Here is a 12,603-nt window from a genome sequence, read left to right on the forward strand (position 1 = left end):
TTACACAGATTTGCACAGATGTTTATGCATATTTTCAATTAATTAAACTTAAAGATTATACGCAATCATCTGTGCAAATCTGTGTAATCTGTGGGAAATTATTTTGAGATCGCTTTGCTCGTCGCAATGACGAATTATATTTTCGTCAGCTTAGCATATTTTAAGATCAGGTTTTTCTCACCTTCATGCATGAAAACTACTTTTGCTTTGATATTCTGAGGGTCTGTACCGTCCAGGAAAGTTACCTGTCCGATTCCGAAACGGTCGTGTCTTACGCTGTCTCCTACTACTATATCCTGAGAAGAAGCTCCGCTTGGGTTAATAATTTTAGCTGTACTTACAGGTTTTAATTTTCTTGGTTCAGCAATTGGTTTTGAGCCTTCTGGTTTTTCAATACTTTTCTTCTCAACTCTTTTGAAACTTTTCATTTCAGAAGGATGTTCATCGAAAATATTTGATTTTACACCAGTATTATTAATGAAACGTTTTTCGATCGCAGGATTCACAAATTCAATAAACTCTTCATCAATTTCACTTAAGAATCTTGAAGGTTCTGCATCAGTAATTTTTCCCCATTGAAAACGGGAAACAGCATATGAGAAAAACACCTGTTTTTCAGCTCTCGTTAAGGCAACGTAAAATAAACGTCTTTCTTCTTCCAGATCTTCTCTGGTTGCAGAACTCATAAAACTTGGGAAAAGGTTTTCTTCCAAACCAACCAAGTGAACAACCGGAAATTCCAGTCCTTTTGAAAGGTGAATGGTCATTAAAGAAACCATTTCATCCTCATTATCTTTATTTTGTGTATCCGCCGAAAGAGCAATATTTTCAAGGAAATTCGGTAAACTTGGATCTCCGTCTTCTAACTGCATTTGCTCTTCAATGAACCCCTGCATGGAATTCATTAATTCCTGAACGTTTTCTACACGTGAAATTCCTTCTGGAGTCTGATCGTCTTTTAAAAATTTAATTAAACCACTTCGTTTGGCAACTTCCATTGCAACATTGTAGGCTGTTTCCGTTTTTAACAACACTTGAAATGCCTTAATCATCGACCAGAAATCACTCAATTTTGTTAAAACTCCATTATTAAAACCTAATTGTGGTGCATAAATCGGAAGATTATCTAAAACATTAGATACCGGAATATTTTGAGAATCTGCAAATACAATCAACTTATTCTGAGTCGTTTCCCCGATTCCTCTTGTCGGATAATTAATGATTCTCATCAACGCTTCCGAGTCATTTTCATTCACCAATAATCGAAGATAACCAATCAAATCCTTAACCTCTTTTCTTTGGTAGAAAGACAGACCTCCATACACTTTGTACGGAATATTTTTACGTCTCAACGCATCCTCAAAAGCACGCGTCTGAGAGTTTGTTCTGTATAAAATAGCAAAATCGCTGTATTTTCTTTGATCTCTATTTCTTAATTCCCAGATATTTCCGGCAACGAAATTGGCTTCGTCAGCATCGGAAAGCGAACGGTATACTTTGATTTTATCTCCTAATTCATTTTCACTGAAAACATTTTTCTTAAACTGCTGTAAGTTTTTAGCAATCACAACATTCGCAGCATTTACGATCGTTTGTGTTGAACGATAATTTTGTTCCAAAGAAACCGTTACTGCGTCTGTATAATCTTTTTTAAAGTTTAAAATATTGTAAATATTCGCGCCACGGAAAGAGTAAATAGACTGAGCATCATCTCCAACCACACAGATATTTTCAAATTTTGAAGCTAAAGCCTTTACAATAAGGTACTGAGAATGGTTCGTATCCTGGTACTCATCTACCAAAATATATCTGAATCTGTCCTGATATTTTGCTAAAACTTCCGGAAAACGAGTTAATAATTCATTGGTTTTCAACAATAGATCATCAAAATCCATTGCTCCGTTTTTGAAACACTGCTCAACATATTTCTGATAAATCTGTCCGATGAATTTCATGTTAGCTTTTTCATCAGCTTCAACCAATTCAGGATTGTTGAAATAGGCTTTTACCGTGATCAGGTTATTTTTATAAGTCGAAATTCTTGACTGAACCTTTTTCGGTTTATACAAATCGGCATCTACATTCATGTCTTTGATCACTTTTCGGATAACATTTAATGCATCCTGCTGATCATAGATTGTAAAATTGGAAGGATAGCCCAAGTAATGACCTTCAATTCTCAAAATTCTTGCAAAAACAGAGTGAAACGTTCCCATCCAAAGGCTTCTTGCATTGCTTTGTCCAACCACTTTTGCAATACGTTCTTTCATTTCTTTTGCTGCCTTATTGGTAAAGGTTAGCGCCAGAATATTGAAAGGGTCTACTCCATTCGTTATCAAATGAGCGATACGCATCGTCAGTACACGCGTTTTTCCGGAACCCGCTCCCGCAAGCACCATCAGAGGTCCTTGTAATGTGGTAACGGCTTCATATTGTGATTCGTTGAGTCCTTTCAGATAATCCATACTGCAAAAAAATTTTGGGAACACAAAATTAGTGTATTATATGGAGAATTCAAATTTTAGATTGATCATCTGCATCTATTAAATAAATCATTATTTCATTCAAAAAAAAATCATATTTTATATGTAACATTTGAAGTATTTTTAACACTAATTGACAAAACAATTTCTATTTTATGAAAAAACGACTTCTTTCTGTTGCTGCAGTGGCTTTCTTCGGAATGGCTTTGAATGCACAACAAATTAAATTCGAAGAGTATGACCTACCAAACGGGCTTCACGTAATTCTTCATCAGGATAATTCGGCGCCGGTAGTTACAACAGGGGTAATGTACCACGTAGGTGCAAAGGATGAAGTAAAAGGAAGAACGGGTTTTGCTCACTTTTTCGAGCATCTTTTATTTGAAGGAACTCCAAACATCAAGAGAGGTGACTGGTTTAAAATAGTTTCTTCAAACGGAGGACAAAACAATGCCAACACAACGAACGACAGAACATATTATTACGAAACTTTCCCTTCAAACAATGAGCAATTAGGTCTTTGGATGGAGTCTGAAAGATTACGTCATGCTGTTATTAACCAAGTTGGGGTAGATACTCAGAGAGAGGTTGTAAAAGAAGAAAAAAGATTGAGAATGGATAACCAACCTTACGGAAATCTATTCACAACAGTACAGAAAAATCTATTCACGAATCACCCGTATAACTGGCCAACAATTGGTTCTATGGAAGATTTAAATTCTGCTAAATTAGAAGAATTCCAGGCTTTCTATAAAAAATTCTATGTTCCGAACAACGCTACTTTGGTAGTTGCAGGAGACATTAAGCCTGAGCAAACTAAAAAGTGGATTCAGGAATATTACGGAGCAATTCCTAAAGGAACTTTGTATCCAAAAGATTACCCGAAAGACGCTCCTATTACTCAGGAAAAAGAAGTTACGGCTACAGATCCTAACATTCAGCTTCCTGCATATGTTTTCGCTTACAGAACACCTGCTAACAAAGAAAAAGACGCTTATATTTTAGATATGCTTTCTTCTTATTTAAGCAGTGGAAAATCTTCAGTTTTATACAAAAAATTAGTAGATCAGGAGAAAAAAGCACTTCAGGTGCAGGCTTTCAACCAAGGTCTTGAAGATTATGGAATTTTTGCATTTTTCGCGATCCCAATGGGACAGACCACTAAGCAGACATTACAGACAGACATCGATGCTGAGATCAAAAAACTTCAGACAACTTTAATTTCTCAGGAAGATTATCAGAAACTTCAAAATCAGTTTGAAAATCAGTTTGTAAATCAGAATTCGAGCATTCAGGGGATTGCTGCTTCATTGGCAACAAACCACGTTTTGATGGGAGATACCAACTTAATCAACAAAGAAATAGACATCTACAGAGGTATCACAAGAGAAGACCTGCAAAATGCCGCTAAAAAGTATCTTAACCCTAACCAAAGAGTAGTTATTAACTACGTTCCTGAAAAAAAATAATTTTTTACAAATGAAAAAGCAATTAACATATATAGCGGTAGCATTTTTATTCACAGGAATGCTTTCTGCACAAAAAATAGATATTAATGCAATGCCGAAGCCGGGGCCAACTCCTGCCATCAACATTGCTAAGCCAAAAACTTTCCAGTTAAGCAACGGTCTTACGGTAATGGTAGTTGAAAACAACAAGTTACCAAGAGTAGGCGCCAACCTTTCTATGGACAGACCTCCATATTATGAAGGAACTGTTTCCGGAGTAAGTTCAATCATGGCAGAACAGCTTGAAAACGGAACAACGAATTTAAGCAAAGACGAATTCAACAAGAAAATCGATTTCCTTGGAGCTAGCTTAAATTTCTCTTCAAACGGAGCTTTTGCAAATTCACTTTCAAAATATTTCCCTGAAGTTTTAGGTTTAATGGCTGATGCGATTATTAATCCTAAATTCTCTGCGGAAGAAATTCAAAACTCAAAAGAGAGAACGATTGAAGGACTGAAATCTGATGAGAAAAATGCTTCTTCTATCGCAAACAGAGTTTCAAACGCTTTGATGTATGGAAAAAATACTTCAAGAGGTGAATTTGAAACGGTTGAATCTATCAACAAAATTCAATTAGCAGACGTACAGAACGTTTACAAAAAATATTATTCTCCGGACAACACTTATTTAGTTATTGTTGGTGATGTAAAATTTGATCAGGTAAAACCTTTGATCGAAAAAGCATTCAGTAGCTGGAAAAAATCAAATACAACATTTGCAGCTCTAGAACCGGCTTCTAACGTAGCTAAAACAGAGATCAATGTTGTGGATGTTCCTTCTGCTGTACAGTCTGTTGTTTCTGTAAACAACCTGAACACGCTGAAAATGAAAGATGCGAACTACTTCCCTGCTACAATGGCCAACTATATTTTAGGTGGTGGTGGTGAAGCCAGACTTTTCATGAATCTTCGTGAGAAAAACGGATTTACATACGGAGCTTATTCTAGCATGACTGCAAGTAAATATTCACCGGATTTTTCTGCTGAAGCAAGTGTAAGAAACGAGGTTACAGACAAAGCGGTTAAGGAATTCATGAATGAACTTAACGCAATTTCTACTGTAAAACCAGAAGAATTGGAAAATGCTAAAGCTAAATTGAAAGGATCTTTCATCATGTCTTTAGAGAAGCCTGAAACGATAGCAAGATTTGCTTTAAACCAAAAAGTTCAGGATCTTCCTTCTGATTTTTATACAAATTATTTAAAATCAATTGATAAAGTAACTGCTGCAGACGTAACAAATGCTGTAAAAGCTACTATTTTACCAAACCAAAGCAGAATTTTCATCGCTGGTAAAGCTTCTGATATTTCTGAAGGATTGGAAAAATTAGGTTACCCTGTAAAATACTTTGATAAGGACGCAAATCCTGTTGCAAAACCGGCTGCTCAGAAAGTTGACGCAAGCGTAACAATTGGATCTGTTGCTGATAAATACATCAATGCTATCGGAGGTTTAGCTGCTGTTCAAAAGATAACTTCAATCTCTTCTGATGCTACAACTAAAGTTCAGGGAATGGATATGAGCATGAAAATGATCCAGGGAAAGAACGGAAAAATGGCGATGAATGTTAGCATGATGGGAAATACAGTTCAAAAAATTGTATTCGACGGAAAAGACGGTTACATGGAAGCTCAAGGAAAAAAAGTTCCTCTTAGCGACAAGCAAAAAGCTGATATGTCGAAAGATGTTGAACTTTTCCCGGAACTTGCTTTTGCAAAATCTGCTGAGTACAAACTTGCAGGAATCGAAAAATACAACAACGAAGATTCTTACGTAGTAAAAGGAGCAAAAGAAACATATTACTACAGCGTAAAAACTGGCTTGAAAACTGGTGAAGTAAAAGCTGGAGAAGGAGGTTCTATCCCGACAAGCTATGCAGATTACAAGGATGTTTCAGGGGTTAAATTACCTTTCACAATCACTCAGAATATGGGCGGAATGGATATTAATTTAACGGTACAGTCTTATCAGATCAATCAGGCAAAAGATTCTGATTTCAAATAAGAACAACCAATTTCATATAAAAAACGGCAACAATTGTTGTCGTTTTTATTTTTATTAACATTTGCGAACATCTTTCTTTGTCATTCGGTAAAAAAAGATTAAATTTGCCCATTCAAAAAGATATCAAATTAATGGATACTATATTTATATTATTGATGGTTCTTATTATGATTGCTAGTGTTTTATTAGTAATCGTTGTTATGGCTCAGAACCCAAAAGGTGGAGGTCTTTCAAGTACATTCGGAGGTGCATCTTCTGCACAGTTCGGAGTACAGAGAACCAATGATTTCATGGAAAAAGCAACATGGAGTTTAGGCGCAATTATTATCGCTCTAATCCTTGTAAGCGTTGTAATCACAGGAAAGCCAACACAAGCGGCTCCTGCTCAACAATCAATTAAAAAAGAAGCACCTGCAAAATCTGCTCCGGCTTCTAAAACAGCTACTCCGGCTAACGCTCCTGCGACACCGGCAAAATAAGCAAATAATATTTTTACATATAAAAATAACTCTCGGCTTCGAGAGTTATTTTTTTTATTTACTGTAATTAATTTTTATCTGTATTGATTCCAATAATCATCCTGATTCGAGATAAATAAACACTCAATAAAAGAATCTAAAGACATCATATGCAGTGCTTCTTTATCTAATGGTTCAAACTCTGTTTTGAAGAATTCAGCGTTTAATTGAATGTTTTCACGATCAAGAACTAATATATTTTTAGAATTATAAAAAGGATAATTTTTAATATCTGTATTCGCTGTTATCAGTTTTCTTCCTGAAGCCAAAACTTCAAACGTTCTGATCGTTAAACCATATTGAAAAGGTTTATTAATATCAAGTACAGACTTTGATTTCTGATAATAATCGATGATTTGCTGGTGAGTCAGTTTTTCGAAGCTTAATTTATTATTATCAAACTTCTTTAGATTTTTATCAATCAGTTTTTTAATTCTGAAGGCCATCTTTCCCATTGCATAATAATAGAAGAAAGTCTTTAAATTAAGAATATCAGCCTTGGCTTTTACCTCCTCTCCTACGATGTAACGATCTGTGTGTGCGCTTCCGATAAATACAATATCATATTCAAAAGCTTTCGAATTTTGATTTAAATTTTTATATTCATCCAGATAAAAAAGCGGTCGGAAATTTAATCCATATTTGATAGAATCATCATATTCAAATGTAATTTTTCTGTCGAAATATTTGAGATTTGAGATAAGGTTTGGATATTCCTTTAATGGATCGAAATTATAATAAATCATTTCCATTTCAGGATTTAATTCTTTGATTTTTTCAAGAAAAAAAACCGGGATTGCTTCGCCTTTTATTAATAGAAAACAATCGTATTTCTTATTTTTGATCTCGTCTAAAATTGTATTATAATACTTCGTGATCTGAGATTGATACAATCTTTTATTCAAACGGATAATTCCCTTTGAAAAATTGGAATTGGAAGGTCTTTCATCATAAAAATCAACCTCAGCACCTAGCTCAGTCAATCTTTTCGCAATAGCTCTTTCGTATTTAAAAAAGCTAACCGATAAGAAAAGTATTTTTTTATGTTTTAAACTGATCATTTTAAAAGCCCTTTAACCTTCATTTCCTCCAACGATTCTTTGAACTTTATATCTTGTATATTCTGTTGTAATACCCAAGTTGTAAACCTCGACATTCCTTCTTCAAAAGAAATTTTTGGCTGAAAATTTAGCTTTGATTTAATTTTACTGATGTCCGCAAAGTTATGCCTGATGTCTCCCAAACGAAACTGTCCGGAAACATTAATTTCGAAATCTTTATTGTAAAATTTTCGCAGGTTTTCGGCAACAGCAGTTACAGCAGTGGAAACTCCTGTTCCTACATTAAAAATTTCGCCATTCGCCTCATCATTTTCGATACACTTTATCGTTGCTTCCACAGCATCGTCAACATGTACAAAATCTCTTGATTCTTTACCGTCTTCGAAGACGTTAATATCATTTCCATTAAGTATTTGTGATGAAAAGATGGATAAAATTCCGGTATAAGGATTCAATAAGGACTGCCCCTCTCCATACACGTTCTGAAATCTTAATGAAACAGGTTCAATCCCAATAGCAGCACAGGTTGTCATGACCATTTGCTCCTGATTATGCTTGGTAATTCCGTAAATAGACGTTGGATGAATTTTTGATTCTTCATCGGTTGGAAGAGCTTCAAGAACTTGTCCGTCAGAGTATTTCACTTCAAAATCTCCGTTTTTCATTTCTTCAACTTTTCTTGGCTTGGGATAAACCAATCCTAGCTTGGGATGAAGATATTTTCCTTCACCGTAAATAGCTCTGGAAGATGCGATGATTACTTTCTTAACCTGATGGGTTTTATTAACCAAAATATCCAGCATTTTTGCTGTTCCTGAAACGTTTACTTCAGTATATTTTTCGATCTGATACATTGATTGTCCGGTACCTGTTTCAGCTGCCAAATGAACAATTACATCCTGATCTTCAATCGCATTTTCCCAATCTTCACGATTTGCAACATCTCCTTTAATAAAGTTGATTTTATTTAAAATACTCCTATACAAAGGCGAATCTTCCGATGGATTTTCTCCATGGATCTGTGACGAAAGATTATCCAACACCGTTACCTCATGCCCTTTCTTTGTAAGCTCTAATGACAGCTTACTTCCTATAAAACCAGCTCCACCGGTGATGAGTATTTTCATTATGAATTAGTAAAAACTTTATTTTTTTATGTTGCTGCTATAATAAAATTGCCTGCCTAGCAAAAGTAAGTATTTTGCTTTGTAAAAAAGCCTAAATAAGATATATTGGATGAATGATATTTTTTTCAGTTTGTACATTTCATAGAGATTTTTACGGAATCCTTTTCTCATTTCAGAAAGATTTGCAGATAAACCTGAAACACCAAAAGATCTTTTTCCTTTTCCAACACTGACTAAACTTTGGTTCAAAATATACATTTTATTCTTCAAAGAAATTTTCAACCAATAATTTACATCTTCTGCATATCTTTGATTATCATCAAAATAGCCTGTATTTTCAAGAATTTTTCTTTTAAATATAACCGTTGATGGCTGAGCTTCGTTTCTTATAAGTAATTTGTTGAATGTTATTTCAGCAAGGTTATTTTTAATTTGATATGGAGAAAGAATTTTATTATTGTTCCTTGCAGTCGCTAGAAAATCAATATCCATCAATATATTTTCAAAATAATTGATCTGAATTTTGATCTTTTCCGGAAGCCATTCGTCATCTGAATCCAATAAAGCAATATAATCTCCTTTTGAAATTTTCAAGCCTGTATTTCGTGCTTTAGAAACCCCACCATTAATCTGATTGATCAAATTAATATTCATTTCGGGATTTTCTGTGATATATTTCTCTACAATAACTTGGCTTTTATCTGTCGAACCATCATTGATGACGATAATTTCGAACTCTTTTTGAGGAAAAGTCTGTTGTTTTACAGAATTCAAAGCAAAAGATATAGACTCTTCCGCATTATACATCGGGATAATTACAGAAATCATACTACATCTTTTTGATAGTTATTTTTTAAAAATCCATACACTGTGCCCAATATCACGAACGGCATTGACATATTAAAAAAGCTCAGGTCAAACATCGAATTATTGACAATATCATTGTAACCGTACTCCGTTAAATAGATAATAAAAGGTACAAAAACACAGATAAACAGTAAGGTTCCAGTCCAATAAATACTATCATAAAAAGATTTCAATCTAAAGGACAAAATAAAAGCTAATATGATGTATGAAATACTTAAAAATAAAGGTTGCTTTGCGCCTTGTATCGTAAGCGGATTATGCTTTATTATCAAATCAAAATTATCTGCATTATGAAAAAACAAATACAAAATACATGAGATCGTTACAGTAAAAATTGATGCAAAGCGTAATTTTTCAGTTAAAGAAAAATTGCAAAACTTTTTAAAAAATAATAAAATAATAGGAATAATTGCAGAAAGGCGCGTAAGAAATATTAAAGCTGTTAAAACTGAAACCAATTCCAGCTTCAGTTTTTTTTCTATTATAAAATTCTGCCAAATCAAAAATACAAAACCTGAAACTATTATAAAATTGGAAAACAAATCACTTTTGACATACACTTCCCATAAATAACTTGGAGAAAAAAATAGCAATATCAATACTGCTAATCTCTGCTTGTAATTATTAAATATTTTAATTATTAAATATGAAAAGAATAAAAAAATGAATGATTGCAAGAAGCCTACGCTCCCAAATATTAAATAAAAAGGCATTCCTAAAATAATCAACATCGGCAGGTTAGAAGATTCTCGTCCCATATGATCGGGAATATTATAGGGATAATGACCATTCAACAGAGCTTTTATACCTATTTCCATTGCAGACCATCTGTCTACATTCAAAGATAAGCCATTAACAGTATAATTTAAATAAATACTAAATGTAAAAAATGAAATCACTCCTATCCAGAATATGTATTTATAAAATAAATCTTTAAGTTCAATTTTAATATAAAATAAACTTATACCAAGAATAGCAATAATGTAAACAGCCAATAAAGGAAATCCATACTTTTCGCCATATTTTAAAACAAAGAGTGAGTTAATAATAACGTAGATCAAAAAAAGGCTGTACTTTTTTGTATTGTTTAAAATATGGTTGGGAAAAATATCGAAGATTTTCATAGGAAATCAATTGTACTTGTATTTATTAGCTTGCTTCATTATAAGGCAATCTATTGATAATCGATCTTCCCAAAGAAATTTCATCAGCATATTCCAACTCGTCCCCAACTGAAATTCCTCTCGCAATGCTGGAAAAATTCACATCAAAACCTTTGAATTTCTTGTAAATATAATATGCGGTGGTATCTCCTTCCATCGTTGCACTCAATGCAAAAATAAATTCTTTTACCTGTCCAGCATTAAGTTTCTTTTCAATACTCGGAATGTTTAACTGATTCGGTCCAACTCCTTCCATCGGGGAAATTTTTCCGCCTAAAATCAAATATTTCCCTGTGTATTTTCCTGTATTTTCAATCGCAATAACATCACGAACATCTTCTACGATGCAAATAACTTCGTCATTTCGTTTATGATTGCTGCAGATCTCACAAATCTCAAAATCAGAGAAATTATGACATTCTTTGCAGTATTTTATTTCGTTAACTAAATTGATCAGAGAATTTCCTAAAGTCGTCGCTCTGGAATTAGGTTGTTTCAATAAATGTAATGCTAAACGTAAAGCTGTTTTCCTGCCGATCCCGGGTAATCCAGAGATCTCATCCACTGCTTTTGCCAAAACTTTACTAGGGTAATCCATAACTACAAAAATAATACAAAAAGATGATTTTCCGTAGTTTTACGGGGGCTAAATCCAGAGATAATTCCAATAAAAAAATTATCTTTGGAAACTTAATATTAATCTGAGAAAAAAATAAACTAAATGGTACTTAACAACCTAAATTATCCACTGGATTTTAAATTCAAGATCACAACATTAGCCAGTGACTTCAATATTACGGACAAAAACGGAAATGCCGTTGCGTATGTTCGTCAAAAAATGTTTAAATTGAAAGAAGATGTGATCATCTTCAACGACGAAAGCAAATCAAAAGAGCTTTTCAGAATTCAGGCGAATAAATGGATCGATTTTAATTCATCCTATTCTTTAAATGATTTAATTGATAAGAAAAATTACGGAAGATTGGCCAGAAAAGGGATGCGTTCTATTTGGAAGTCTACTTATAATATTTTAGACTCAAACGATCAGCCAAAATTCACTGTAACAGAGGATAATGCATGGACAAAATTCTTCGACGGAATGGTAAGTGAGATCCCAATTATCGGTATGTTTACAGGATATTTCCTTAATCCGGCTTACACTGTAAGAGGAGTTGACGGAAAAGAATATTTTAAACTAAAAAAAATGCCTTCATTCTTCGGAAGAAGATTTCAGCTTGACAGAATAATCGATATTGATGACGAAGACGAAAGTTTAGTTGTTCTTTCATTATTGATGATGGTTCTTCTAGAAAGAGGCAGAGGATAAATAATATAAACCACAAACAATGAAATACCTAATTATTTTCTTTTCAGCGTTCTTATTAGTCGCTTGTAAAAAAGACAAAGAAACAGTTTCGAGTTCGACAGCTAAAGATTCACTGAACATTGTTCAGGATTCTGCAAAAACGACAGCTTCTACAGGTAAAATTTTAGTTGAAACTATTGCTTTTCCTAAAGAAATTAAAGAATGTTCATGCTATTTTGCAAGAAATAAAGCAGATTTTGAAGCAGAAAAATACATTTACGCTGATGACGTAGGAAAAACAGCTTACATGAAACTTGATGGTAAAAGATTAGCAATGAATCTTATCTCTTCAAGCGATATGGAATCTGACGAAGAACTGAGCAAAGAAATCGAAATTGACGATTACAAGATCTCTGTAAAAGGTAAAAAAATAAAAGGTGAAGAGGCTTTGTTATTTCAAGGTACATTGACTATTGAAAAACCAGACGGAACGGTTGAAACAATGCCAATTTATGGTGAATGTGGATGCTAACTGCTTCTAGCTTCTAGCTTCTAGCTTCTAGCT

Annotated in this window: 11 protein-coding genes; 5 read left to right on the forward strand and 6 right to left on the reverse strand. The window is 33.7% G+C overall.

Translation table 11 applies throughout. The annotated features are described in order from the left end of the window. Nucleotides 1–134: 134 nt before the first annotated feature. Nucleotides 135–2,465, reverse strand: coding sequence for an ATP-dependent helicase (locus AC1Q7L_RS12215; RefSeq protein ID WP_492306189.1), 2,331 nt, complete (start codon nt 2,463–2,465; stop codon nt 135–137). Between the two features lie 173 nt (nt 2,466–2,638). Here AC1Q7L_RS12215 and AC1Q7L_RS12220 point away from each other — a divergent pair, with 173 nt between their 5' ends. The 3 genes from AC1Q7L_RS12220 (at nt 2,639) to secG (ending at nt 6,475) form a co-directional block, all read left to right on the forward strand. After that, entirely contained in the window at nt 2,639–3,952 is a 1,314-nt protein-coding gene (locus AC1Q7L_RS12220) for a M16 family metallopeptidase (RefSeq protein ID WP_410693240.1), read from the forward strand. A gap of 10 nt (nt 3,953–3,962) precedes the next feature. Next, nucleotides 3,963–5,996 carry a M16 family metallopeptidase gene (locus tag AC1Q7L_RS12225; protein WP_492306190.1) on the forward strand — a complete coding sequence of 678 codons (2,034 nt, stop codon included), beginning with the start codon at nt 3,963–3,965 and terminating at the stop codon, nt 5,994–5,996. 131 nt (nt 5,997–6,127) lie between these two features. Beyond that, nucleotides 6,128–6,475: a preprotein translocase subunit SecG gene (gene secG / locus AC1Q7L_RS12230; RefSeq protein ID WP_492306191.1), complete on the forward strand. Its 348-nt coding sequence runs from the start codon at nt 6,128–6,130 to the stop codon at nt 6,473–6,475. Between the two features lie 74 nt (nt 6,476–6,549). Here the strand turns inward: secG and AC1Q7L_RS12235 are convergent, their stop codons facing one another. The 5 genes from AC1Q7L_RS12235 to recR all read right to left on the reverse strand — a co-directional run bounded on the left by AC1Q7L_RS12235 (nt 6,550) and on the right by recR (nt 11,330). Then, entirely contained in the window at nt 6,550–7,575 is a 1,026-nt protein-coding gene (locus tag AC1Q7L_RS12235) for a WaaS/CpsH family glycosyltransferase (protein WP_492306192.1), read from the reverse strand. Further along, nucleotides 7,572–8,702: an NAD-dependent epimerase/dehydratase family protein gene (locus tag AC1Q7L_RS12240; RefSeq protein WP_492306193.1), complete on the reverse strand. Its 1,131-nt coding sequence runs from the start codon at nt 8,700–8,702 to the stop codon at nt 7,572–7,574. Before AC1Q7L_RS12240 ends, AC1Q7L_RS12235 begins: the two co-directional genes overlap by 4 nt. A gap of 18 nt (nt 8,703–8,720) precedes the next feature. Next, nucleotides 8,721–9,530: a glycosyltransferase family 2 protein gene (locus AC1Q7L_RS12245; RefSeq protein ID WP_492306194.1), complete on the reverse strand. Its 810-nt coding sequence runs from the start codon at nt 9,528–9,530 to the stop codon at nt 8,721–8,723. Then, nucleotides 9,527–10,630, reverse strand: a complete 1,104-nt coding sequence (locus tag AC1Q7L_RS12250; protein ID WP_492306195.1) for a hypothetical protein — start codon at nt 10,628–10,630, stop codon at nt 9,527–9,529. Before AC1Q7L_RS12250 ends, AC1Q7L_RS12245 begins: the two co-directional genes overlap by 4 nt. An 88-nt stretch (nt 10,631–10,718) precedes the next feature. Then, a complete protein-coding gene (gene recR, locus AC1Q7L_RS12255; RefSeq protein WP_492306196.1) occupies nt 10,719–11,330 on the reverse strand; it encodes a recombination mediator RecR in 612 nt (203 codons plus the stop codon). Between the two features lie 123 nt (nt 11,331–11,453). Here recR and AC1Q7L_RS12260 point away from each other — a divergent pair, with 123 nt between their 5' ends. Continuing rightward, the gene (locus tag AC1Q7L_RS12260; protein WP_492306197.1) at nt 11,454–12,059 is read left to right on the forward strand and encodes an LURP-one-related/scramblase family protein; all 606 of its coding nucleotides are present in this window, start codon (nt 11,454–11,456) and stop codon (nt 12,057–12,059) included. 19 nt (nt 12,060–12,078) lie between these two features. Continuing rightward, nucleotides 12,079–12,570, forward strand: a complete 492-nt coding sequence (locus tag AC1Q7L_RS12265) for a hypothetical protein (RefSeq protein ID WP_492306198.1) — start codon at nt 12,079–12,081, stop codon at nt 12,568–12,570. Nucleotides 12,571–12,603 lie beyond the last annotated feature (33 nt).

This window comes from Chryseobacterium sp. GW823-FHT05E08 (genome assembly GCF_058795655.1).